This is a genomic window from Bacillus sp. YBsi01, assembly GCF_038406745.1.
Lineage (GTDB): Bacteria > Bacillota > Bacilli > Bacillales > Bacillaceae > Bacillus > Bacillus siamensis.
Genome location: NZ_CP151679.1, coordinates 3,491,583 through 3,513,971 on the forward strand (window position 1 = coordinate 3,491,583; position 22,389 = coordinate 3,513,971).

The window sequence follows — 22,389 nt, forward strand, 5'->3', positions numbered from 1 at the left end:
CCGATTTAATATGAATCGGCTTATTTTTTGTTGGACTTTTCCTTAAATCGGCCTTTGATCGCTGCGGGCAATGTATCGGTTTTAACGGTCTCAAGTTCTCCGGTATACCTCGGCACGAGTCCAATAGCCTTCTTGATTAGGCTTTTCAGCAAAGAAAGAGACCCTCTTTTTTTGCTTCTTCATTCATTTGGCAAACGTTATTGATTTATTTGTGAAGTAACATATAATGGAAATGGTGGAATGTAATCTCGTTGAGAAGGAGATTGAGATGATCATTAAAATGACTTCGTTTCATATGAAAGACTTCAATAAACCAAATGAACCTCTGGTTGTTTTCGGGAGAATTATACCCGCACTTGAAAACAATGTTTGGACATATACTGAGGAACGGTTTTCTAAGCCTTATGTTAAGAAATATGAAGATGACGAAATTGACGTCAGTTACGTTGAAGAAGAGGGGAAAGCAGTCTTTTTTTATTATGATGAAAATAACTGCATCGGCCGGATTAAAATACGTTCTAATTGGAATGGATATGCGCTGATAGAGGACATTGCGGTTGCAAAGGACTATCGAAACAGTGGTATTGGAACGGCATTATTAAATAAAGGGATTGAATGGGCAAAGGAGAATGATTTTTGCGGTCTCATGCTTGAAACACAAGATATTAATGTATCAGCTTGTCATTTTTATGCTAAACACGGCTTTGTAATAGGCGCAGTTGATACTATGCTTTATTCCAACTTTTCAACGGCAAATGAGATCGCGATTTTTTGGTATTATCAATTTTAACTGCCGCTTAAGGGTGATGAGAGGTTAATTGTTTGGCATTGATTCTAAATTGATCATCTAAAGGGAATTTGAGATAAATTCAGCTGCAGTTGGAGCAGGCCCTTGCTCAATCTCACTTAACTGCCAAGTTTCTGTTTTTCTTCTTCAAACCATTTGTGAAGTTGATTGATATGAGCTTGATGGTACCTATTATGATCTGCTATATGCCATATCCCCCACTGAATGGTTGCTTGTTTTCCAGCTTCATAATCTATTGTACGATTCAGTTGATCGTCAGTTAACTGATAACACACAGACTTAAACATGCTGAATATCTCATCATAATCAGAGAGAATTTGTTTTAATGACACACCGGAAATGAAAGGAATCTTATTGTTTTGATCTAACATTGGTCCATACTTTTCTTCCAGTTCCTTTGGTACAGGCTCACCCTTAATTCTAAATATCCAACAGAGATCAACATATGCTAAATGTTTTATTAGCTGAGCTGTACTGTTGTATTTTTGATTTGGTCCTTTAAAATCAATCTCCTCCTGTGACATGTCAGATACTATGGTTTTTAAGCGGCTGTAATTTTCATTAACGGCAGAATAGAGCATCCCCACAACATGATCCATGTGTGTTTCACCTTTTAAATCTAAAATCATTAACCCCACCTCATTAGTACAATTTTTATATTAAGTTTGCCTTATTACTCTTATTTGTCAAGTCATCCAGAGAATGACACGTTTTATTATGATTCATTCATCAATCGACTTCGTATTATTACATTTAATAACATAAAATGGTTATCGTAATTAAAAAAGGATACCCGTTTTTATAAAAAGGAGTTAAAACGTTGCTGAAAAGGTTTTTTCTTGTTTTTCTTACGCTGATAATGTCTGTATTTGCTGTATTCGCGGCTGCTGAAGAGTCTCCCGGTGATCATGTCATTTCATTTGACGAGCATATGATTTTATTGATCTCACTCGGAATCATTTTATGTTTATTCATTCCCCCATTAGTGATGTCCTTTTTTGGCAGCTTGATTGTGAGAATCATATCCGGAGTTTATCAATGTTTTATCGTTCTCACGTTTGCGGGGCTCATTCCAATTGGATTTCTTATCCCTAATGGCTTTTTGACAATTCTTGCTGCCGTTCTGGGGACTTTGGTCAGTTTAGCGAGTGTTGCCGTGACCTTATTCATTGGAAGGAATAAGGATGTTAAAACAAAACACGGCTAGAAGGTCTGATCATGCATAAGTAAAAAAACAAGCATATTGTTTCATGCTTGTTTTTTCTTCGGGAATTTTTAGTTATGCTGCCAGACATACAGCGCTGTAAAATGACAAAGCAGCCCCCAGTAATAAAACGATCCAACTTATAGGAACTGATAATTCAGCGGTCCGGCTGATATAAGCCAGAAATCCTGCAACTGATAACAGAACCAATAGAATAGGATTTTTAAGCAAGTTATCATATTCCCTATTTATTTTTATCTCGATAACCATTATTTTCAAAAAAGTCGAGGCAAAATATACTCATGCAGCCGGTAATAACAAGAGCATCAGAAAAGAAGGTATAATGGGCGGGAAGGGGTGCCGGTCAATGAAAATAACCAGAGAGACATTAGAAAATCAGCAAATTTGGATATATGGTGTGTTTCTTGTGATCGGAGGAATAGCGGGGATCGCCGGGAAGGATTCAGGACTCAGCTGGAGCTGGACGATATCACCGCTAATCGCTGTTCTCATGTATGCCATGTTTGCCCAAATCCCATTCTTGAAGCTGAGGGAAGCCATTTCAAACCTCAAGTTTATGGCGGCTTTACTGATCGGTAATTTCTTAGCTGTGCCTGTTGTTGTATGGGGGTTGACCGCCATTTTTCCTCAATCTCCTCCTATATTATTAGGAGTTTGTTTAGTATTGCTTACACCTTGCATTGATTACGTCATCGTCTTTACTCAGCTCGGGAAAGGTAATGAGAAATTAATACTGGCTTCCACACCGGTTTTGTTCGTTGTTCAGATGGTATTGCTTCCGTTATACTTGTGGCTGTTTATCGGGAAAGAAGTCATAGGGGCTGTTCATGCCGGGCCGTTTCTGGAAGCATTCTTATGTTTAATAGCGGGGCCGCTGCTGGCGGCAGTGATGACACAATTGTGGGCTGATAAGAAGCCGGCTGGAGAAAAGATGTTAGAGTGGACGGCCTGGCTGCCTGTTCCTTTTATGGCTCTCGTATTGCTGGCGGTCATTGCCACACAAATCGGCAAGGTATACAGTGATTTTGAGGTCATTATACGCGTAATTCCGATTTATCTGTTATTCCTGCTCATGATGCCGTTTGTTTCCCGGTTTATCGCATATGCGTTCCGTCTGGATACAGGCGAAGGAAGAGCATTGATCTTCAGCATGGGCACAAGAAATTCTCTCGCAGTCCTTCCGTTAGCGCTGGCTCTGCCGGATGCTTGGGCCTCATTAGCCGCAGCTGTTATCGTTACACAGACGATTGTTGAACTGATAGGCGAATTGATTTATATAAAAGCGGTGCCCAAATGGCTGCTGAAATAAAAAAATACCCGGCGGATTCCGTCTGAACTGAAAAAAACATACCAAGAGATATTGGTATGTTTTTTTTGATGATTATAAAGTTGAAATATCAATGACGAAACGGTAGCGGACATCGCTTCGAAGAACCCGTTCGTATGCTTCGTCGACTTGATTGGCCGGAATCACTTCAATTTTAGGAGCAATGCCGTGCTCGGCGGCGAAATCAAGCATTTCCTGAGTCTGCGGAATACCGCCGACAAGTGAACCCGCAATGCTGCGGCGGCCCGTGATTAAGGAGAACACACTGTATGAGTCCGGATCAGCAGGCGCTCCTACATTTACTAATGTACCGTCAATGCGTAGCAGGGATAAGTAGGCATCTACATCAAGGTTCGCGGATACCGTATTTAAAATGATATCAAAATGTCCGGCCAGCTCAGTGAATGTATCCGGATCGCTTGTCGCGAAGTAATGATCGGCTCCAAATTCAAGAGCTTCGTCTTTTTTGTTCATTGAGCGGCTGAGGACGGTGACCTCTGCGCCTAAAGCGTGCGCGAATTGAACGGCTAAGTGTCCGAGCCCTCCCATTCCGACGATCGCCACTTTTTTGCCGGGACCGGCATTCCAGTGTCTCAGCGGAGAATACGTGGTAATGCCCGCGCACAATAGCGGGCTGGCAGCATCCAAATCCAGCTGATCCGGAATCCGGACAACGAATCTGTCAGTGACAACTATTTTCTGGCTGTAGCCGCCGTACGTAGGATTTCCGTCGTAGTCCAGGTTATTGTAGGTCTGAACAACGCCTTTTGTGCAATATTGTTCGTCTCCGTTAAGGCAGTATTCACATTCCCCGCAGGAGTCTACAAAACAGCCGACACCCACACGGTCGCCGACGGCAAATGTGGTGACTTCTTCACCCACGGCTTCCACAACTCCGGCAATTTCATGCCCGGGAACCATCGGAAAGATTCCGCCGCCCCATTCATCGAATGCGCTGTGGATGTCTGAGTGACAAATCCCGCTGTACTTAATATCAATCAGGATATCGTGCGGCCGTAATGCTCTTCTCTCAATCGTCGTCCGCTCAAATTTAGCTTTTGCATGCGGAGCGCTTAATACACGAGTCGGATGATTATTGCACATGGTTATCTTCCTTTCCAAGATAAAGTGATGAATCCTCTGTTCGCTTTTACTTTAAATGTTAAAGCGGACTTTAAGTCAAGGGGTTTGGTTTATTTTTTTATGAAATGATATTCTATAATGGCACGCTTATGAAAGGGATGAAGGATGGGTGGTAAGAATATGAAGATTGCGCAGGCTGCAAAGCAGGTTGAGTTATCAGCCGCGACGCTTAGGTATTATGAAAGTATAGGACTGATTCCTCCGGTAAAACGCGATGAAAGCGGCATCCGCGATTATGACGAAGATGATGTGAATTGGATTCAATTTATAAAATGCATGAGAAGTGCCGGGCTGTCGATTGAGGCGCTGATTGAATATACCGCTTTATTTATTGAAGGAGCCGATCATACGATTGAACCCCGAAAAAACATCCTTATCAATGAAAGGAAAAGGCTGACGGAGAAACAGAGGGAAATTGATGAAACTATAAAACGATTAAACAGGAAGATTGAGGATTACGAAGACATCCTCGAAAATGAAGCGAAACTTAAAAACAGATTGAAAGCTGAATATATTTCTGAATGAAGAGTAGATGTCCCGGGCGCCGGGCCGCATGAAATGTACCAAGGGAAACGAACCTTGGTTTTTTTATTTTCTAAAGAGAGGAGACAAAACAGTTTTTCCTATCTTATCAATCTTTACTTATCCTTTTTTCAGCTTGACTTTTTTACTGCAGACTTTTAAAGTGTGAAATGTTGCTTAGACTGTGATTAGCGACTTTAATGCTGAAAAGAGGTGGTTTACCCAGATGAACAATAAAAAGAACCCTTGGGCGTTATTGCCTTTAGTCTTATTCGTAGGGCTTTTTGTCGGCTCTGGTCTGGTGACCGGAGATTTTTATAAATTGCCGATTCTGATTGCCGCGATCATTGCGTCAGCTTTTGCGCTGCTATTTAACCGGAAGAAATCGCTCAATCAAAAAATAGAATGGTTTGCTTCCGGCGCGGGACATCCTGATATTATCATTATGGTTATGATTTTTATATTGGCAGGTGCCTTTGCTTCAGCGGCAGAAGCGATGGGAGCGGTGCATTCAACTGTCAATCTTGCTTTGAGCATTATTCCGCAGCAGTTTTTGCTGCCGGGGCTGTTTATCATTGCTTGTTTCATTTCTATATCGATGGGAACATCAATGGGCACGATTGCGGCGGTTGCGCCGATCAGCGCCGGTTTGAGCGGCGAGCTTGGCATCTCCAGCGCGATACCGATTGCGGCTGTGGTCGGCGGAGCGATGTTCGGAGATAATCTTTCTTTTATTTCAGATACGACCATTGCGGCAGTCCGGACGCAAAAAACACAAATGAGGGATAAATTCAAAACGAACTTTCTGATTGTTTTGCCCGCTGCCATTGTGACTGTTATTATCTTATTTTTTATTCCGGCAGGCCACGCCCTCCATACGGGTGCTGCATCTTACAGCTGGATTAAGGTGCTTCCTTATGTCGCCGTGTTAGTTTTTGCGTTAATCGGTATTAATGTGATGGCTGTCATATTCGGCGGATTGGTTTTGACGGGAATCATAGGGTTAGCGAGCGGCAGCCTGACGTTTGATTCTTATTTTAAGGCGATTACGGATGGAGTTGCCGGAATGAGCGATCTGATCATCCTGTCCATGCTGATCGGCGGAATGGTCGGCGTGATGAAACAAAATGGCGGAATCGACTTTTTACTGGAGTTCATCACGAAACGAATCCGTTCGAAAAAAGGCGCCGAAGCCGGCATTGCCGGACTGGTCAGCGTGACGAATCTGGCTGCTGCCAATAATACGATCTCCATTATCGCAGCCGGTCCGATTGCGAAGAATATCGCTGATGAATTTAAGATCGACAACAGAAAATCGGCAAGTATTCTTGATATCTTTTCGTGCATGGTGCAAGGACTGATTCCGTACGGCGCGCAGCTGTTATCGGCCGGGAAATTCGGGAATATTTCCCCCGTCAGCATCCTGCCATACTCTTTTTACCCCGTTTTAATCGGAATTTGCGGCATCATCGCCATTATGTTTGGCCTGCCGAAATTCACAAGGAATACGAAATAAAAAAAGGCGCCGTTCGGCGCCTTTTTTCTTTCATCTCAGCCAAGCATGTTTCAAAAGCTGCACGCCCTGTGCGATCTGATCCGTATTGAGGTGGGCGAAACCTAACTTTATGATCGGCGGTTCAGGCTTTCCGGCAACGAAATAAACGGAGGTAGGGTATACTTTCACTCCGTACTGAAGAGCGCGCTCAATTAACGTTTCTTCTGTACAGTTCAAGTGAACTCTCACCAATATATACAATCCGGACTGCTCGCCGATGACCGTCACATGATCGCCGAACTGCTGCTTGATATGTGAAGTCAAGTGTTGCATCTTACGCTTGTAGACAGTGCGCATGCGCTTAATATGGCGGGTCCATTCCCCGGTCTTCATCAATTCAGCCATGGTCAGCTGGTTAAGCGAAGAAGCGGTGCTTTCGAAATGAATGAAATGTTTTTTATACCGATGCAAAATGCGCTGCGGCAAAACCATATAGCTTATGCGGATGCCCGGAAGAAAGGATTTTGAGAAATTCCCTAAATAAATCACCCGGTCTGACTGAATGGAAGCAAGGGCGGGAAACGGCTGCTGCGTATAACGAAATTCACTGTCATAATCATCTTCAAGAATATATCCCTCTCTTTTATTCACCCAATTGATCAGAGTTTGGCGCTGCTGAATGGACATGCTTACGCCGTAAGGGCTGTGGTGGGAAGGAGTCACGTAGATTAATTTTTCTTTCATTGCATGCAATTGAGAAAAATCAGCTCCGTTTTCATAGACGGGTATCGTTTCAAGAGAAAGCCCGTGAAATTGAAAAGCCTCTCTGGCACCGTCGAAGCCCGGGTTTTCTACTATAACTCCGGAAAAATCTTCTTTCAGAATCCGGCTGAGATAAATCAGCATCTGCTGTGTGCTGCTGCCGATGATAACCGAATCCGCATCTGTTTTCACCCCGCGTGATTCCAAGAGATAAGCGGCAATTTGTTCACGCAAGTTTCTCTCGCCGAACGGTTCACCGTACAGAAAGCTTTTCTCTGATGCCAAAACTTGATTGTATAATTTTCTCCATGTTTTCAGAGGGAAATGCTTTTGATCGACGGCTCCGGCGCGAAAATCAATCAGGGCCGGCTGAGTTGATTCGGTATTCTCTGCGTGAACAACATCGTTTTCTTGCTGAAATAAAGAGGGCTCTATTTCATTTACAAAATATCCTTTGCGCGTTTCGCCGCGAATGTATCCCTCCGCGAAAAGCAGATCATAGGCCATCAGTGTCGTATTGCGGCTTACACGCAGGGAATCTGCCAGCTCCCGAATGGATGGCAGCCGCTCATTTGCCTGAATCGTTCCCTGCTCAATCAATGTCTTAAATTGCTCGTAAATTTGTTTGTATTTCGGGGTGTCGCTTTTGAAAGCGAAAATCATATTTTTCATCAGATGTTCTCCTCTGACATGCGAAATTATTCGAAATTGTACCTTTTTAAATGTCAGTTGGTATTTTATTATAGCGGAAAGCGCTTTACCAATCCAGGTTCAGAGAGGAGAGTTTTTATGTATATTCCCGCTCCATTTCAGCTGAGTGAAGCTGAAGCGTGCAATGTTATTAAAGAGTATGGTTTCGCAGCACTGTTCTCAACGGCAGGAGGCATGCCGTATGCAACCCACCTGCCATTGATGATAAGCAAGGACAACGAATGCTTATACGGTCATTTTGCCTTGCCGAACCCCCAATGGAAAGAGATTGAAGGCCAAAGTGTATTAGCCGTTTTTCAAGGGCCTCATTGTTATATCTCGCCCAAATGGTATGAGACGAATCTGGCTGTTCCTACATGGAATTATGTGGCGGTTCATGTTTACGGAGAGGCAGAGCTCTTGGATGAGGAAGAAACCGTGCATTCGATGGGCGATCTCGTATTGAAATACGAAAGCCCCGACAGCCCGTACAAATTAGAGGATGTCGATGCAAAATTCCTGTCAGGCATGAACAAAGGGGTAAAAGGCTTTAAAATTAAAATCAGCAAAATAGAGGGGCAAGCGAAGCTGAGTCAAAATCATTCAGCTCAAAGACAGGAAATGGTCGTACAACAGCTCAAACAGATCCCGCACACAAACGAACAGCTCATTTCCAGCCTGATGGAAGAAAACATTAAGCGGATCACTGCAAAAAACTGATACGCATCTTAAAAACATACCGGCAGCATGCGGTATGTTTTTTTCTGATTATGAAGCTTTTCTCAGGATGAATAACGACTCAAACAGCAAATAAATCAACGGCGCCGATAAAACGAAGAAAGAACGGGAAATAGCATACGTTATGAGTAAATAAACGATAAGTTTCAATAGAATGGAAGACGTTTTATTCAATGTCCAGCGGTTCTTCAAGACATCAGTCATACATGCTGACAAAAGGCCGACCGTCAAATATCCGGCTGCTATGTACATATAAATAAAAAGGTAAAACGGATAAGAAGACAACGGCGGTGTGTCTTCTTGTGTCATTCTTAAACCAAAATAAAAGATCATTAAAAAGCAAACGGACGAAATCAGAGCCAGCAAAAGGTGTTTATATAAATACTTCTTCATGTGTTCACCTGCCTATAGCGCAATTATGTCTATCAATTATGACATGGTTTTACCGCTGCTGAAAGAATCGGCAGCTGAAAAAGACGGCAAATCCCGCCGTCTTTTTTATATCTTAAGATTTCTTAAGAACTTTCACCGCTTTTTCTTCAGGTTTTGAATGTAGAGTGTGTTTTATAAATTCAAAACAAATGGAGAGATTAAAGATGAAACGTCTGTTATTTTTATTTCAATATATTATGAATCCCAGATCTGTTGGCGCCGTTCTGCCCAGCTCGCGTTTTCTTGCTGAGAAGATGATGGGAAAAATTGATTTTCATAAAGCTGAATACATTGTTGAATACGGGCCCGGTACGGGAGTATTTACAAAAAAGCTGCTTGAAAAACGGCAACCCGGGACAATAATCTTATTGATAGAACAAAATGAAGAATTTTATGCTTTGCTGAAAGAACAATATAAAGATGAACAGAACCTATTCATTGTGCACGGATCAGCCGAACATATTGAGAGGCATATAAAAGAGCATGGAATCCCTTATGCCGACTATGTCGTTTCCGGACTTCCTTTTGCAAGCCTGCCAAAAAACGTTTCTGAAGATATTTTGACGGATACAGCTAAAATCTTAAGAAATCATGGAGAATTTATCACATTCCAATATACTCAATATAAGAAGGCATTGATTGAGCAATTCTTTCCCAAAACAGAAGTAAGGAGAGAATTCAGGAATATTCCGCCGGCTTATGTTTTCAGCTGTTCATTGCCGCCAAAAACGAGGGAGGATTCATATGGGGACAAGCATTCTTATCGTGGATGATGACAAAGATATCCGAAATCTTATTTCTGTATATTTGGAAAATGAAGGAATAAGCACGCGCAAGGCGGAAGATGCTGCTGAAGCCTTGAAATTATTGGAGCAAAAGGAGTTTGACCTGATTATTTTGGATATTATGATGCCCAATATGGATGGGATTGAGGCATGCATGAAGATCAGACAAGAACGAAATCTGCCCATCATCATGCTGTCCGCCAAATCAGAAGATATGGATAAAATTCAAGGGCTGGCTTCCGGTGCAGATGACTATTTAACGAAACCGTTTAATCCGTTGGAATTGATCGCCAGAGTGAAATCTCAGCTGAGAAGGTATAAAAAATACAATACAGATGCGGTCAGCACGGCAAACGTTATTGAAATCGGTGATTTGACCGTTAATACGGATACAAGGCAGGTGTGGGTGCGGGGAGAAGAAGTCAGGCTCACTCCGAAAGAGTTTGATATTCTGGAGCTTCTTTCGAGAAACAAAGGAATTGTCATGAGTGTTGAAAAAATATATGAGGCGGTATGGAAGGAAGACTTTTTTAAGTCGGACAATACTGTAATGGTCCATATCACAAAGATCAGAGACAAGATAGAAGAGGATTCTAAACATCCGATTTATATCAAAACGGTATGGGGAACGGGATATAAAATATGAGGAAGTTTGGAAATAAGCTGATTGTCAGGCTTCTGGTCGCGATCGCTATTAGTTATCTTGTTGCATTCGGTGTATTGATTCTTGTTATATTATCTATTTCATATTTGGATAAAATATACCATTTTACAAATATGAGCGTAGGCGGCGCCTATTTTAAGATATTGCTTCAGTTTACTGCAGCTATTTTGACCTTTATTGTGGTTTTTTGGTTATTGATACGAAAAAAAATAGGATATTTGAAGCTCATTACTGAGAGTGTTCACCATATTGCCAATGGAAATTTGGGCTTGACCATTAGGATGGAGAGTAGGGATGAATTGACTCAGCTTGCACAACATATCAATTATATGTCTGAAGAATTAGAGAGTAAATTTGAACATGAAAGACAATTGGAACGAGTGAAAAGTGAGCTGATCTCAAATGTATCGCACGATTTAAGAACCCCGTTAACATCGATTATCGGATATTTGGATCTGCTTAAAAAAGAACAATACAATAGTAAAGCACAATTTCAGGAATACCTTGAAACGATTTATTCAAAATCACAAAGACTGAAATATTTGATAGATGAACTGTTTGAATATACGCATTTATCGAGTCCGGATGTTATTTTGAACCGCAGCAAAACAGACTTGTCTGCTTTATTGGAACAAATCGTCGGAGAGTACTTTCCTATGTTTGAAAAGGAACAATTAACTGTCCGAAAATCAATTACGGAAGAACATGTACCTGTATGTATTGATATAGAAAAGATGGTTCGCGTTTATGATAATCTTTTTATGAATGCGTTAAAGTACAGTATCAAACCTTCTGAATTCTTTATAAACCTTGAGCTGAAAGATGAAAAAGCGATTTTGCAAGTATCAAACAAGGCCGAAAATGTTCCGGCTGACGATATAAATCAATTGTTTGAACGGTTTTTCAGAGGGGATAAGGCCAGGACGGGTCATCATGGCACCGGGCTCGGACTTGCCATTTCAAAAAGAATTGTTGAGCTTCACAGCGGCCGTATTCATGCGGATTACAGCGGCGGCTGGCTTCGTTTTACTGTAGAACACCAGATTGATTAGAGCTTGCGGCACAAACATTCCATAAGCTTTTTTTAGAATAACTTAAGAATCCTTAAGAATTTTACCGGCTGTTTCTTCATTTTCTTTGCTTATGATGTGATGGAAAGCGAGGAGAGCGGTGAAATTGAAAAATAAAATTGTTTTATTATGTATATGGTTTTTAGGCATTTATTGTTTGAAGGAACTGGACTTGCTGTCATTTGATATGAATGATGTAACGGATTTTATATCAGGGCATGCGGAATACGCGATGCTGCTGTTTTTGGCTTTGTGGGTCGTCAGGCTTCTCTTTTTTATTCCCGGCATGACGCTGATGTTTTTGGGCGGAATATGCTTTGATCCGATGGTCAGCATTTTATTATCATTGGCCGGTCTGTTTATAAGCGAAACATTGGTTTATCTTTTTTCGAGGAAATTCGCCAGCGAAAAAACGACTCAATTACTGGAAGATAAATATCCTGATTTGAAAGTGTTATTGGAGGCGTACAATTATAAGTTTTTGGCATTGGGGATGCTTTGCCCGGCAGCTCCTACGGATGTGATTTGTTTTTTATCCGCTGCAGCCGGGTTAAAGTATTCTGTCTACATGTTAACTGTATTGCTTTCAAATATTCCTGTCATCGTATTGTCCAGCTTTGTTGTTATCAATTTCAGTGAGTCTTTTGCAGGCATTGCACTTATTATTGTTTCATTTATATTGATTACGGTCTTAACGGTGAGAATATGGAACCGCATGAAGCAAAATTTTTCATGAATCCGTATTTTTTGTTCGGAAGGATTTAAAGAAGAATACACCAAAAAAGCTGTCAGCTTGGTCCTGACGGCTTATTTTTGGTGAAAGGCTTATTTCTCCGTGGTGAAATAAAGCAATGCTATGACCGGAAAAGCGATTCCAATCCATAATGTGATACTCCACCCGCCTGAAGCGTATGCCCATCCTCCGATTGATGAACCTACAGCACCGCCCAGAAAGAAGATTGCCATGAATAAACCGTTTAATCGACTGCGAAATTCAGGCGCCAACGAAAAAATGGCACGTTGACTGAGTACGAGATTGGCGGATACACCCACATCTAACAGGATAGCTGCGGCCACCAGAACTGCTATTCCGACGGGGGAGCTGCTCTGAATCATGAGCGGGAGTAATAAAGAAACGATGACAGCACCGAGAGCGATTCCGGTGGCAAGCCGGGTCAGGCCGCGATCAGCCAGACGGCCGCCTATCGGTGCAGCGGCTGCACCCGCAATGCCCGCCAGTGCGTATAGCGCGATTGCCTTCTGAGAAAAATGAAAAGCAGGACCGGACAATAATAAAGGTACAGTCGTCCAGAACAAGCTGAAAGCTCCAAATACAAACGCATGATAAATGGCGCGGCGGCGTAAGACCGGAGTCGTGCGCAACAGCTTCCACATTGAACCGAGTAAGACGGTATAGCGTGTGTTTGCTGTTGGTTTTCTGGCAGGAAGCACTTTTGCTAAGACGATGGCCAGGACAACACTTAACGCGGCGGAAAAAGCAAATATGGCATTCCACCCCCATATATCAGCGACCAGACTGGATATCGGGCGGGAAAGCATAATACCGAGCAATAGGCCGCTCATCACATTGCCGACAACCCGGCCGCGTGCGGCGTCCGGTGCAAGGTAGGATGTGAACGGAACAAGCACTTGGGCTGCGATCGATCCCAATCCGATGAAAAACGCAGCGGCTAAAAACAGTGTTCCATGCTTCACACATGCTGTCAGTGTCAAAGCGGCTGCGCTTAGAAGGAGCGATACAACGACTAGTTTTTTGTTTTCGATAATATCTCCCAAAGGGACGAGAAACAGTAAGCCGGCAACGTATCCGATCTGGGTCAGCGTGACAATCAACCCGGCACTGCTTGGCGAAAGCCCAATTGCCGCACTGATGAATCCTGCCAAGGGCTGTGCATAATAAAGATTAGCGACAATGATGCCGCATGCAGTTGCAAGAAGAAGGGTTAAACCAGTTGAGACCCCCTGATCTGCTTTTTGTTTGTTTAATGTAGCCATGTGAATGAACTCCTTTTTAATGATTTTATGATGCTTGATAAATATTTTGCTGATTCCTCTCCATAGATTTTTAATGCAAAGGTTAAGCGGAGTGTTGAACATTTTATAAACTGAACGTTCAGTTTTGTTTCTAAGTGAATGATATACTAAACGTTCAGTTTTGTAAATAGGTTTCTGTTTTATTTTTTTATCATGTTAAGTATACTGAACGTATCGTTTATATTTCGGGAAGGAATGATTTATGTGCAGAGTAAACGAGGGCGGCCGCGTGATGAAGGGACACATAAGGCGATTCTTTCTGCGGCCTATGACCTCTTGCTGGAAAAAGGCTTTGAGGCGGTGACAGTCGATAAAATTGCAGAGCGCGCAAAAGTGAGTAAAGCAACGATTTATAAATGGTGGGCAAACAAAGCTGCCGTTATCATGGACAGCTTTCTTTCGACCGCTACGGAAAGACTGCCTGTGCCTGATACGGGATCAACAGTACATGATGTATCGATCCACGCCGCGAATTTAGCAAGGTTTTTGACAAGCCGGGAAGGAACCGTGATTAAGGAATTAATAGGTGCGGGGCAGCTGGATGCCAAATTGGCAGAAGAATATCGCACACGATTTTTCCGGCCCCGCCGCCTCCAAGCGAAAGGCCTTCTGGAAAAGGGAATTCAGAAAGGTGAATTGAGAGAGGATCTTGATATTGAAGTAAGTATTGATCTCATTTACGGACCGATTTTCTATCGGCTGCTTGTAACAGGGGACGAGGTCAATGATGCCTATGTGCATGATTTGGTGATGAATGCGTTTAAGGGAGTTCAAGCTACCTGAATAATCGCCCGAGCGGAAAATAATGAAAAGGCAGAACAAGGTTATTGTTCTGCCTTTTCTGCTTTATTAGCGAACCGCCGGGCGGCTGCCGCGCACGCGATAACGCCGACATTCACCGCCGCAAGTCCCCACCCTGCTCTTTCGTGCAGAATCACGGCCGCCAATAACAGCCCGAAGAAAGGCTGGAGAAGCTGCAGAGCTGATTCGCGGGGGTATCGTTGCCTGGGCGCTGTAAAGGCAGTTCTCAGTTTGACATACTGAAGCTGCTGTCTCAGCAGCAAAACGATTTATAGGACGGGCAGGCGGAGCGCCGTATCAATATTTTGCAAATTAAACCGGACTTGTTCATCTGTGTTCCACGGATGATACCAGCCTTTTTCCATCATATAGCGTGAGATTTGCTCATGCATGTCGATGGCTTCTTCTAAGTGACGGGTGAGTATCGCTTTCACTTCAGGCGTTCCGGCTTCCGTCGCCGCCATCGCATAGTTTCTGACTCCGCTTTTTGCCGAATTCAATAAATCCATAGCGACAATTTGGTCTGTCAGTGCATCCATCCCCGTCAGGTATTCCATAATCGGATTCATTCGTTATTCATCTCCTATTCATGCTTTGCATCAGATAAAATCGAGGCAAACTCCTGCAATTGCCTTGTTGATGTATCCGCATCCTGCTGCATGATTTCTTTCAGCTGCGGATCGGATACGAGCGCTTTCATGGTTTTGGACTTCGTCAGACAAAGTGACTTAAAAGAAGCCATCTCCTGAATTTCGAGTAATTCATGTAAGGCGCTGGCCATTTCTGTAGCCTCCGTTCTCTAAGGTTTGAGTACAACTTTAATACAATCATCTGTTTTCGTGTCAAACATCTCATAGCCGTGCTTCGCTTCACTAAGCGGAATGACATGGCTTACAACATCGCCCGGATCAATTTTGCCGGTTGACACCAGTTCAAACATATACGGCATATAATGGATAACCGGAGCTTGTCCTGATCGGATATTGACGTTTCGCTGCATGATATCGCCAAGAGGAAAACCGTTATATCTGCCGCCGTACACACCCGTAATCTGGATCGTTCCGCCTTTGCGCACAGCTTGGGAGGCAATGACTAAAGCGCTCATCGCCCCGCCTTGAAGTTTTAATCCGCTGGCGAGGAACTCCAGATCCGTCATTTTTCCGTCCATGCCGACGGCGTCAATGACCACATCAGCGCCGCCTTTGGTGATTTCCTTCAGGTAGCTGCCCGTATTTTTGTGGTCTTCGAAGTTCACGATTTCCACTTTATTCGTCCGTTTCGCATGCTGGAGACGGTAGTTGACATAGTCTACAGCTATTACGCGTTTCGCTCCCTTTAACCAGCAGAATTTCTGAGCGAACAGACCCACAGGCCCGCAGCCGAGAACGATGACCGTATCGCCTGCTTTTACGCCGGCATTGTCAACGCTCCAAAAGCCGGTTGTCATCGCATCGGCAATAACACTCAATTTCTCATCCGGTTCTTCGCATGTTTCGGGGACTTTAAAATGAGTAAAGTTCGCAAAAGGGACGCGTAAATATTCGGCCTGGCCGCCCGGATAGCCGCCGTTACTCCCTGAATAGCCGAAATAAGCGCCCATATCGCCGTTATCATTTGATTGATCACATTGGCTTTCCAGGTGATTTTTACAATAAGTGCATTCTCCGCAGGCGATATTAAAAGGAATAATGACACGGTCCCCTTTTTTGACTTTCGTCACGCCGGGACCGACTTCTTCCACGATGCCCATCGGTTCATGCCCGATGATGTAGTCTTCCTGCAAGTTCGGGATGAGTCCGTGGATTAAATGTAAATCTGACCCGCAAATTGCCGTACTTGTGACTTTTATAATCATGTCATCATGTTTTTCAATCTTCGGATCAGGCACGTCTTTGACGACGACGTTTTTAACTCCTTGATACGTTACGGCCTTCATGCTGTAATACCTCCAGTGTTAGTGTTCATCAGGTGTGCGGTCAAACATCCCTTTTCTGTTCGTTTCAACGGGAAACAGATTCATGTTTCCGACCATGAGGGTATTTTTCGCAGAGAGCTGATCCAGTTTATACTGTTCGCTCAGATCATGCGGGTGAAACCACTTTTTGCTGACCATCAAGTCTGTAATTTCCTGATGCATCGCGATTCCTTGCATGAGCTGTTTGCGCAGCAAAGCTCTTACATCAGGTGAAGCGGTTTCTGTTAAAGCGACGGCGGTATTTCTGACGCCTTCTTTTGCCCGTAAAAGAAAATCCATTGCGAATGTCGTATCTGCGAGTTCAGGGACGTGTAATGAATTGATTGGATCTAAATAGTCATGATTCAATGATGCTTACCTTCCTTTCAATTGATGATCGAAGTCGGCCGGTTTTGAGGAACAGGAGCCTGAAAAGATGCACGTTCATAAACCGCCTGTAAATCAGCCAGGTCTTGAGAGGCTTGCTGAACATCTTTCTCCATTAACGTTTTCAGGTCCTGATCAAACACAAGCCCTTGCATGAGCTTGGACTTCGCTACACAAAGCGTCTTGAAGTTAATCATTTCATGTAAGTCAAGCGACTCGTGAGCCGCTAATTCACGCTTTTCCATAATTATCTTTAAACCTCCTCTTCTCAATTACGTAATTAATTTCCCCTGAGAAAAGGACTTTATTCTTGCACATTTTGTTTATAAAAAAAGCAGAGAAGAAGTCTGGGGGCCCATCAAAAAAGAGGAAGCATACCCCCTCCTATCACGATATACCTAATATGGTAAATACGTCCGAATGAGATGCTTTTTAAAGCGGCAGAAGCCTCTGTGCTGATAACAAACAGAACGCTGTCCAGGGCAACGAACCTGGTTCCGGCTGGCTGTTTTTTCTTTCACCCGTCATGCAGGACAGAAGGGGAAGGTGAGAGGCAGGCACTTATGGTATGATGACAAATAGAATAAAATCTCGTGAGGCCGGTCGGCTAAAAGGAAGTGGACAGAGATTGTTTGGTACAAAACATCAAGAAGACTATGTCTCCCGTGACAGACGCTCATTGCATATGCTCGCATTTCGGGTGCCCGGTCTGGCGTTTATTTTTATGGTATATGCCGCATCAGTCTCTTTGCAGTACATTTATGAAAGCTGGACGGTTTTTTTGCTGCTGTTATTCACGATATTGATCGTCACTTTTGCCGTGCTGCACTGGCATTCCTATCGCTGGGTCAAGAGAAAAACGTTTCTTTATTTCATCATACAGGGATTAATCATATATACATCGGCTAACTTGATGGCCGGCGGCTATATCGCGGTGGTCGTCGGTCTCTATGCCTTTTTAATCGGGCAGATTATCGGAATGACGGATAAGGGCAAAACGCTGCTCATACTCTATCTTTTCATTTTAATGTCCATAACAGCCTTGCACGAGGAGCATCCGCATCATCTGCTTCGTTTCATCGTTATCGCCGCTCCCATTATGATTGTGATTATCACGTATGCGGCAACATTTTTCGCGCAAGTTGATGAAAAAATAAAAACACAGATGACGCTTGAAAAATTAGAGCTCGCTCACCGGCAAGTGAAACAGCTGACGCTTCAAAACGAAAGGCAGCGGATGGCGAGAGACTTGCACGATACGCTTGCCCAAGGATTGGTCAGCTTGCATATGCAGCTTGAAGCGGTGCAAGTTCATCTTTCGAAAGATAACACTGACAGAGCGAAAGACATCATCAGCCAGTCAATGAAAAGAGTGAAGGGCACATTGGCTGATGCGCGCTCGGCCATTGATAACCTTCGCAGCAAATCAGAAGAGATCGGATTTTTAGAAGAAAGCATCACTGAACAAATCAATCATTTTACAGAAGCCTCCGGGCTGTCTTGTTTTTTAGAGTACAGCGTGCATCATGTGCTTGACGTTCATATGGCGGAGAACTGCCATTATATGATCGGAGAAGGCCTGACAAACGCCGCCAAGCATGCGGAAGCAGATAACGTCTGGGTATCCGTTCAGGAAGAAGAGGGACAGATCCGCATAACCGTCAAAGATGACGGGAAAGGCTTTGATGCCGGAACGGATATGAGAAAAAGCGGACATTACGGGCTGCTTGGGATACAAGAACGCGTCAATATGATGAACGGCACCTGCCGTATCACAAGCGCCAGATCAGCGGGAACTCAAATTGAGATCATCATACCAATTCAAGGAGAGGCGGAACATGTATAAAGTGTTAATAGCAGATGACCATCTTGTCGTCAGAGAAGGTCTGAAGCTTTTGATAGAAACAAATAACCATTACACCATAACGGGAGAAGCGGAAAACGGGAAAATCGCCGTCCGCCTCGCAGAGGAACTAAAGCCAGATGTCATTCTCATGGATCTGTACATGCCGGAAATGAGCGGGCTGGAAGCCATTAAACAGATAAAAGAGCATTCTGATGTGCCGATCATTATTTTGACGACCTATAATGAAGATCATCTGATGATAGAAGGCATCGAATCAGGCGCGAACGGTTATCTGCTGAAAGACACAAGCTCAGAAACCTTATTTCATACGATGGATGCGGCAGTCAGGGGAGAAGTGCTTCTGCAGCCGGACATCTTGCAGCGTTTCCGGAAAATGAAAATGGAACGGGCAAATGCCAATGAAACACAGCTGACGGAAAAGGAAATCACAGTTCTGGAAGCCGTGGCGAAAGGACATAAAAGCAAAGCAATCGCCTTCGATTTAGGAATCTCAGAGCGGACGGTAAAAGCGAGATTAACATCGATTTATAACAAATTAGGAGCGGATTCGCGGACTGAAGCCGTCACCATTGCCATGCAAAAAGGTATTTTGAAACTGAATATATAATAAAAAACTGCCCAAACGTACATGCCCCTATGTACGTTTTTTTTATGTGAATGTGAACTACAATTAGGCAGAAAGTAATGATTGGAGAGGAGTATTCGATGTCTGGATTTTTATATAAATTAGGGGGATGGTCTGCCCGCAACCGATTAAAAATGATCAGTGCGTGGCTTGTGATACTGATCGCTTCAATAGTGATCGCCATCTCGTTAAAACCTGCTTTTTCTGAGGATATGTCAATTCCCGACACACCTTCTGAAAAGGCGATGGATATCATTCAAAAAGAATTTTCAAAGGGGCCCGATAAAGGAAGCATACGGGTTATTTTCGGAGCTGAAGACGGGAAGAAATTGACGTCAAAACCGGAAAAACAAGCGATTGAAGAGACATTAAAGAAGATCAAAACAGATCATTCAGTCGCTTCGATTGCAAGTCCTTTTGAGACAGGAACCATTTCTAAAGACGGATCAGTGGCATATGCCGATATTACGTACAAAAAAGCGGCGGATGACATTACGGATGCGTCTGTTTCACATATTAAACACAGTCTGTCCGCCGCCGGAGACAAGGGCCTGCAGACGGAGCTCAGCGGTGATGTGCCGGGGGCCGGTGTTGAAGTCGGCGGTGTATCAGAAATTATCGGCATTGTGCTGGCATTCGTCGTACTGGCCATTACGTTTGGTTCATTAGTCATAGCGGGGCTGCCGATTGTCACGGCCCTGATTGGGTTAGGCGTAAGCGTCGCGCTGACGTTAATTGGGACACAGTTCTTTACGATCGCCTCAGTCAGTCTTTCATTATCCGGAATGATCGGACTGGCCGTCGGGATTGATTATGCGCTGTTTATCTTTACGAAGCATCGTCAGTTTTTGGGCGAAGGTGTACAAAAAAATGAATCGATCGCTAAAGCTGCGGGAACGGCTGGCAGCGCCGTCGTTTTTGCCGGACTGACTGTGATCGTGGCGCTTTGCGGATTAACTGTTGTCGGCATTCCGTTCATGTCTGCGATGGGGCTGACTGCGGCACTCAGTGTGCTGATGGCTGTATTGGCTTCTGTTACGCTGGTGCCTGCGGTGTTGTCAATTGCAGGAAAACGGATGATTCCGAAATCAAACAAGAAGAAAGAAAAGAAAAGCGCCGACACGAATGCCTGGGGGCGCTTCGTGACAAAGAGGCCTATTCTGTTAAGCATTTTCAGCATTATTCTTTTAGCCGTCATCAGTCTGCCGGCCATGCATTTAGAGCTGGGGCTGCCTGATGCAGGAATGAAAGCGAAAGACAGTCCGGATCGCCGTGCCTATGATCTTTTATCTAAAGGATTCGGCGAAGGCTTTAACGGCAAGCTGACAATTGTTGCCGATGCAAAAGATGTCAAGGGCAATAAAAATGAAGCATTCCAAGACGCCGTGAAAGAAATGAAGGACTTGCATAATGTGGCGAGCGTCACCCCTGCCATGCCGAACGAAAAAGGGGACTATGCCATTATTACGGCAGTGCCTGAAACCGGGCCGAATGATAAGGCAACGAAAGAGTTAGTGCAGGATATACGGAAACGATCAGACAAAAATGGCATCCGCCTGCTCGTCACCGGATCAACCGCGGTGAACATTGATATTTCAGACCGGTTAAACGATGCGATTCCGGAATTCGCCATTCTCATTGTCGGGTTTGCGTTTGTATTGCTGACCGTTGTTTTCCGTTCTCTTCTCGTGCCGCTGGCGGCCGTTCTTGGCTTTTTGCTGACGATGACCGCTACACTCGGATTATCGGTATTCGTCCTGCAGGATGGGAATTTTACCGGCTTGCTGAGCATTCCGGAAAAAGGCCCGATTCTCGCCTTCCTGCCTATTTTGGCGATCGGTATTCTTTTCGGACTGGCGATGGATTATCAAGTATTCCTTGTCAGCAGAATGAGAGAAGAATATGTCAAAACAAAAAACCCGGTACAAGCCGTCCATGCCGGATTGAAACATAGCGGGCCTGTCGTAACAGCGGCGGGGCTGATCATGATTTTCGTCTTTGCGGGATTCATCTTCGCAGGGGACTCTACGATCAAATCCATGGGATTGGCAATGACATTCGGTGTTCTTTTCGATGCGTTCATTGTAAGAATGACCATCATTCCGAGTGTCATGAAGCTGATGGGACATGCGGCCTGGTACCTGCCGAAGTGGCTGGATAAGATCATTCCGAACGTGGATATCGAAGGCCATAAGCTGACACAAAGCAAAACGCCGGAGAAACCGGAAGAATAAAATGAAAAAGCAGATCATAATGATCTGCTTTTTTTATGTGCTGACCGCATCCATAAAAAGAGAAAAAAGCTTTTTCATATCTTCATGTTTTTTTGTCAGCATTTCAGGATGCCATTGCACGCCGACGACAAATAATTCACCCGTCCGTTCAATCGCTTCAATGGCCCCGTCTTTCGCATAAGCCGCGGCCTTAAACGATGGCGCTGTCTCTTTTATGATTTGGTGATGGAACGAGTTCACAAGCGTTGAATCGCCAAACAAGGAATGAAGACGGGTTCCTTTTTCAAAAGAAACATGATGGGTTCTTAACGGGGGATCTTTTTCTTGATCGTGCTTAATTTCAGCAAACGAAGCGTGTGTCAGATCCTGGTATAAAGTCCCCCCGAAAGTGACGTTTAATATATGCATCCCCCGGCAGATTGCCAGTATCGGCTTCTCCAAAGCAACCGCCGTTTGGATCAGCTCCTTCTCGTAGGCGTCCCGGTCAGGAAAGGTCTTTCTTAAAGCCTGTAAAGGTTCTTCACCGTACATCAGCGGGTCTATATCCTGGCCGCCGGACAGAATAATGCCGTCAACATGAGAGACCTGTTCCTTTAAAAGCTCAGTTTCTTGAATTACCGGCAATATAAACGGCACACCGCCGGCCTCGGCAGCAGACTGAATATAATCATTGTTGACATACGCCCGATTATAACCCGGGAAAGGACCGGATTGATCAGCCATAATGTTTCCCGTAATACCAATGCGCTTGGCCATTCTTCGTTCACCTGAACCTTTCTTTCTGAGCCTGTTCATAACAAATCTG

25 protein-coding genes and 1 pseudogene are annotated in these 22,389 nt (G+C 44.0%); 14 read left to right on the plus strand and 12 right to left on the minus strand.

Annotated features, from left to right (window positions below):
- Positions 1 to 268: 268 nt before the first annotated feature.
- Positions 269 to 790 carry a streptothricin N-acetyltransferase SatA gene (satA, locus tag AADZ70_RS17655; RefSeq protein WP_342007405.1) on the plus strand — a complete coding sequence of 174 codons (522 nt, stop codon included), beginning with the start codon at positions 269 to 271 and terminating at the stop codon, positions 788 to 790.
- A 116-nt stretch (positions 791 to 906) separates the two neighbouring features.
- Here the strand turns inward: satA and AADZ70_RS17660 are convergent, their stop codons facing one another.
- Entirely contained in the window at positions 907 to 1,437 is a 531-nt protein-coding gene (locus tag AADZ70_RS17660) for a DinB family protein (protein ID WP_342007406.1), read from the minus strand.
- Between the two features lie 191 nt (positions 1,438 to 1,628).
- Here AADZ70_RS17660 and AADZ70_RS17665 point away from each other — a divergent pair, with 191 nt between their 5' ends.
- Together AADZ70_RS17665 and AADZ70_RS17670 are read left to right on the plus strand one after the other, a co-directional pair.
- Positions 1,629 to 2,015, plus strand: a complete 387-nt coding sequence (locus tag AADZ70_RS17665; RefSeq protein ID WP_045926967.1) for a hypothetical protein — start codon at positions 1,629 to 1,631, stop codon at positions 2,013 to 2,015.
- 364 nt (positions 2,016 to 2,379) lie between these two features.
- The gene (locus AADZ70_RS17670) at positions 2,380 to 3,342 is read left to right on the plus strand and encodes an arsenic resistance protein (RefSeq protein WP_342007407.1); all 963 of its coding nucleotides are present in this window, start codon (positions 2,380 to 2,382) and stop codon (positions 3,340 to 3,342) included.
- A 72-nt stretch (positions 3,343 to 3,414) separates the two neighbouring features.
- On the opposite strand, the gene AADZ70_RS17675 is transcribed toward AADZ70_RS17670, so the two are convergent.
- Positions 3,415 to 4,464: an NAD(P)-dependent alcohol dehydrogenase gene (locus AADZ70_RS17675; RefSeq protein ID WP_342007408.1), complete on the minus strand. Its 1,050-nt coding sequence runs from the start codon at positions 4,462 to 4,464 to the stop codon at positions 3,415 to 3,417.
- 159 nt (positions 4,465 to 4,623) lie between these two features.
- Between AADZ70_RS17675 and AADZ70_RS17680 the strand changes: the two genes are divergently transcribed.
- Together AADZ70_RS17680 and AADZ70_RS17685 are read left to right on the plus strand one after the other, a co-directional pair.
- Positions 4,624 to 5,028 (plus strand): MerR family transcriptional regulator, encoded by a 405-nt coding sequence (locus AADZ70_RS17680; protein ID WP_045926964.1) that lies wholly within the window; start codon positions 4,624 to 4,626, stop codon positions 5,026 to 5,028.
- Positions 5,029 to 5,251: 223 nt separating this feature from the next.
- On the plus strand, positions 5,252 to 6,541 hold the full coding sequence (locus AADZ70_RS17685) for a Na+/H+ antiporter NhaC family protein (RefSeq protein WP_016937119.1): 1,290 nt from the start codon (positions 5,252 to 5,254) through the stop codon (positions 6,539 to 6,541).
- Positions 6,542 to 6,571: 30 nt separating this feature from the next.
- Here the strand turns inward: AADZ70_RS17685 and AADZ70_RS17690 are convergent, their stop codons facing one another.
- Positions 6,572 to 7,954, minus strand: coding sequence for a PLP-dependent aminotransferase family protein (locus tag AADZ70_RS17690; RefSeq protein ID WP_045926963.1), 1,383 nt, complete (start codon positions 7,952 to 7,954; stop codon positions 6,572 to 6,574).
- Positions 7,955 to 8,071: 117 nt separating this feature from the next.
- Here AADZ70_RS17690 and AADZ70_RS17695 point away from each other — a divergent pair, with 117 nt between their 5' ends.
- The gene (locus tag AADZ70_RS17695; protein WP_342007409.1) at positions 8,072 to 8,692 is read left to right on the plus strand and encodes an FMN-binding negative transcriptional regulator; all 621 of its coding nucleotides are present in this window, start codon (positions 8,072 to 8,074) and stop codon (positions 8,690 to 8,692) included.
- Positions 8,693 to 8,740: 48 nt separating this feature from the next.
- Here AADZ70_RS17695 and AADZ70_RS17700 read toward each other — a convergent pair whose 3' ends face one another.
- Positions 8,741 to 9,103 carry a hypothetical protein gene (locus AADZ70_RS17700; RefSeq protein ID WP_016937116.1) on the minus strand — a complete coding sequence of 121 codons (363 nt, stop codon included), beginning with the start codon at positions 9,101 to 9,103 and terminating at the stop codon, positions 8,741 to 8,743.
- Positions 9,104 to 9,306: 203 nt separating this feature from the next.
- Here AADZ70_RS17700 and AADZ70_RS17705 point away from each other — a divergent pair, with 203 nt between their 5' ends.
- The 4 genes from AADZ70_RS17705 to AADZ70_RS17720 all read left to right on the plus strand — a co-directional run bounded on the left by AADZ70_RS17705 (position 9,307) and on the right by AADZ70_RS17720 (position 12,397).
- The gene (locus AADZ70_RS17705; protein ID WP_016937114.1) at positions 9,307 to 9,915 is read left to right on the plus strand and encodes an rRNA adenine N-6-methyltransferase family protein; all 609 of its coding nucleotides are present in this window, start codon (positions 9,307 to 9,309) and stop codon (positions 9,913 to 9,915) included.
- Positions 9,887 to 10,573 carry a response regulator transcription factor gene (locus AADZ70_RS17710; protein WP_016937113.1) on the plus strand — a complete coding sequence of 229 codons (687 nt, stop codon included), beginning with the start codon at positions 9,887 to 9,889 and terminating at the stop codon, positions 10,571 to 10,573. Before AADZ70_RS17705 ends, AADZ70_RS17710 begins: the two co-directional genes overlap by 29 nt.
- Positions 10,570 to 11,643 (plus strand): HAMP domain-containing sensor histidine kinase, encoded by a 1,074-nt coding sequence (locus AADZ70_RS17715; RefSeq protein ID WP_342007410.1) that lies wholly within the window; start codon positions 10,570 to 10,572, stop codon positions 11,641 to 11,643. Before AADZ70_RS17710 ends, AADZ70_RS17715 begins: the two co-directional genes overlap by 4 nt.
- Before the next feature lie 118 nt (positions 11,644 to 11,761).
- Positions 11,762 to 12,397, plus strand: a complete 636-nt coding sequence (locus AADZ70_RS17720) for a VTT domain-containing protein (protein ID WP_316936483.1) — start codon at positions 11,762 to 11,764, stop codon at positions 12,395 to 12,397.
- Between the two features lie 89 nt (positions 12,398 to 12,486).
- Here the strand turns inward: AADZ70_RS17720 and AADZ70_RS17725 are convergent, their stop codons facing one another.
- Positions 12,487 to 13,677, minus strand: a complete 1,191-nt coding sequence (locus AADZ70_RS17725; protein WP_342007411.1) for an MFS transporter — start codon at positions 13,675 to 13,677, stop codon at positions 12,487 to 12,489.
- A gap of 243 nt (positions 13,678 to 13,920) precedes the next feature.
- On the opposite strand from AADZ70_RS17725, the gene AADZ70_RS17730 reads away from it, so the two are divergent.
- Positions 13,921 to 14,499, plus strand: coding sequence for a TetR/AcrR family transcriptional regulator (locus AADZ70_RS17730; RefSeq protein WP_116746243.1), 579 nt, complete (start codon positions 13,921 to 13,923; stop codon positions 14,497 to 14,499).
- Between the two features lie 41 nt (positions 14,500 to 14,540).
- On the opposite strand, the pseudogene AADZ70_RS17735 reads toward AADZ70_RS17730, so the two are convergent.
- The 6 genes and pseudogenes from AADZ70_RS17735 to AADZ70_RS17760 form a co-directional block, all read right to left on the minus strand.
- A pseudogene (locus AADZ70_RS17735) lies at positions 14,541 to 14,696 on the minus strand (EamA/RhaT family transporter); the annotation flags it as partial.
- Positions 14,697 to 14,786: 90 nt separating this feature from the next.
- Positions 14,787 to 15,086 (minus strand): spore coat protein, encoded by a 300-nt coding sequence (locus AADZ70_RS17740; RefSeq protein WP_016937108.1) that lies wholly within the window; start codon positions 15,084 to 15,086, stop codon positions 14,787 to 14,789.
- 14 nt (positions 15,087 to 15,100) lie between these two features.
- Complete coding sequence (locus AADZ70_RS17745; RefSeq protein WP_003156073.1) at positions 15,101 to 15,298, minus strand: hypothetical protein; 198 nt, start codon at positions 15,296 to 15,298, stop codon at positions 15,101 to 15,103.
- 18 nt (positions 15,299 to 15,316) lie between these two features.
- Complete coding sequence (locus AADZ70_RS17750) at positions 15,317 to 16,453, minus strand: zinc-dependent alcohol dehydrogenase (protein ID WP_095242151.1); 1,137 nt, start codon at positions 16,451 to 16,453, stop codon at positions 15,317 to 15,319.
- 18 nt (positions 16,454 to 16,471) lie between these two features.
- Entirely contained in the window at positions 16,472 to 16,840 is a 369-nt protein-coding gene (locus tag AADZ70_RS17755; protein WP_016937105.1) for a spore coat protein, read from the minus strand.
- A gap of 17 nt (positions 16,841 to 16,857) precedes the next feature.
- A complete protein-coding gene (locus AADZ70_RS17760) occupies positions 16,858 to 17,103 on the minus strand; it encodes a hypothetical protein (RefSeq protein WP_016937104.1) in 246 nt (81 codons plus the stop codon).
- 383 nt (positions 17,104 to 17,486) lie between these two features.
- On the opposite strand from AADZ70_RS17760, the gene AADZ70_RS17765 reads away from it, so the two are divergent.
- The 3 genes from AADZ70_RS17765 (at position 17,487) to AADZ70_RS17775 (ending at position 21,584) form a co-directional block, all read left to right on the plus strand.
- Positions 17,487 to 18,704 carry a sensor histidine kinase gene (locus tag AADZ70_RS17765; RefSeq protein WP_047478293.1) on the plus strand — a complete coding sequence of 406 codons (1,218 nt, stop codon included), beginning with the start codon at positions 17,487 to 17,489 and terminating at the stop codon, positions 18,702 to 18,704.
- Positions 18,697 to 19,332 (plus strand): response regulator transcription factor, encoded by a 636-nt coding sequence (locus AADZ70_RS17770; RefSeq protein ID WP_198698411.1) that lies wholly within the window; start codon positions 18,697 to 18,699, stop codon positions 19,330 to 19,332. The genes AADZ70_RS17765 and AADZ70_RS17770 overlap by 8 nt, the downstream gene beginning before the upstream one ends.
- Positions 19,333 to 19,430: 98 nt before the next feature.
- Positions 19,431 to 21,584: an MMPL family transporter gene (locus AADZ70_RS17775; RefSeq protein ID WP_342007412.1), complete on the plus strand. Its 2,154-nt coding sequence runs from the start codon at positions 19,431 to 19,433 to the stop codon at positions 21,582 to 21,584.
- Positions 21,585 to 21,617: 33 nt separating this feature from the next.
- Here AADZ70_RS17775 and AADZ70_RS17780 read toward each other — a convergent pair whose 3' ends face one another.
- On the minus strand, positions 21,618 to 22,340 hold the full coding sequence (locus tag AADZ70_RS17780) for a gamma-glutamyl-gamma-aminobutyrate hydrolase family protein (protein ID WP_016937100.1): 723 nt from the start codon (positions 22,338 to 22,340) through the stop codon (positions 21,618 to 21,620).
- Positions 22,341 to 22,389: the final 49 nt, after the last annotated feature.

Excerpts from the sequence above, each read along its gene's own strand:
- satA (WP_342007405.1), top strand. The coding sequence starts at position 269 with ATGATCATTAAAATGACTTCGTTTCATATGAAAGACTTCAATAAACCA.
- AADZ70_RS17660 (WP_342007406.1), bottom strand. The coding sequence starts at position 1,437 with ATGATTTTAGATTTAAAAGGTGAAACACACATGGATCATGTTGTGGGG.
- AADZ70_RS17670 (WP_342007407.1), top strand. The coding sequence starts at position 2,380 with ATGAAAATAACCAGAGAGACATTAGAAAATCAGCAAATTTGGATATAT.
- AADZ70_RS17675 (WP_342007408.1), bottom strand. The coding sequence starts at position 4,464 with ATGTGCAATAATCATCCGACTCGTGTATTAAGCGCTCCGCATGCAAAA.
- AADZ70_RS17680 (WP_045926964.1), top strand. The coding sequence starts at position 4,624 with ATGAAGATTGCGCAGGCTGCAAAGCAGGTTGAGTTATCAGCCGCGACG.
- AADZ70_RS17685 (WP_016937119.1), top strand. The coding sequence starts at position 5,252 with ATGAACAATAAAAAGAACCCTTGGGCGTTATTGCCTTTAGTCTTATTC.
- AADZ70_RS17690 (WP_045926963.1), bottom strand. The coding sequence starts at position 7,954 with ATGAAAAATATGATTTTCGCTTTCAAAAGCGACACCCCGAAATACAAA.
- AADZ70_RS17695 (WP_342007409.1), top strand. The coding sequence starts at position 8,072 with ATGTATATTCCCGCTCCATTTCAGCTGAGTGAAGCTGAAGCGTGCAAT.
- AADZ70_RS17700 (WP_016937116.1), bottom strand. The coding sequence starts at position 9,103 with ATGAAGAAGTATTTATATAAACACCTTTTGCTGGCTCTGATTTCGTCC.
- AADZ70_RS17705 (WP_016937114.1), top strand. The coding sequence starts at position 9,307 with ATGAAACGTCTGTTATTTTTATTTCAATATATTATGAATCCCAGATCT.
- AADZ70_RS17710 (WP_016937113.1), top strand. The coding sequence starts at position 9,887 with ATGGGGACAAGCATTCTTATCGTGGATGATGACAAAGATATCCGAAAT.
- AADZ70_RS17715 (WP_342007410.1), top strand. The coding sequence starts at position 10,570 with ATGAGGAAGTTTGGAAATAAGCTGATTGTCAGGCTTCTGGTCGCGATC.
- AADZ70_RS17725 (WP_342007411.1), bottom strand. The coding sequence starts at position 13,677 with ATGGCTACATTAAACAAACAAAAAGCAGATCAGGGGGTCTCAACTGGT.
- AADZ70_RS17740 (WP_016937108.1), bottom strand. The coding sequence starts at position 15,086 with ATGAATCCGATTATGGAATACCTGACGGGGATGGATGCACTGACAGAC.
- AADZ70_RS17745 (WP_003156073.1), bottom strand. The coding sequence starts at position 15,298 with ATGGCCAGCGCCTTACATGAATTACTCGAAATTCAGGAGATGGCTTCT.
- AADZ70_RS17750 (WP_095242151.1), bottom strand. The coding sequence starts at position 16,453 with ATGAAGGCCGTAACGTATCAAGGAGTTAAAAACGTCGTCGTCAAAGAC.
- AADZ70_RS17760 (WP_016937104.1), bottom strand. The coding sequence starts at position 17,103 with ATGGAAAAGCGTGAATTAGCGGCTCACGAGTCGCTTGACTTACATGAA.
- AADZ70_RS17770 (WP_198698411.1), top strand. The coding sequence starts at position 18,697 with ATGTATAAAGTGTTAATAGCAGATGACCATCTTGTCGTCAGAGAAGGT.
- AADZ70_RS17775 (WP_342007412.1), top strand. The coding sequence starts at position 19,431 with ATGTCTGGATTTTTATATAAATTAGGGGGATGGTCTGCCCGCAACCGA.
- AADZ70_RS17780 (WP_016937100.1), bottom strand. The coding sequence starts at position 22,340 with ATGGCCAAGCGCATTGGTATTACGGGAAACATTATGGCTGATCAATCC.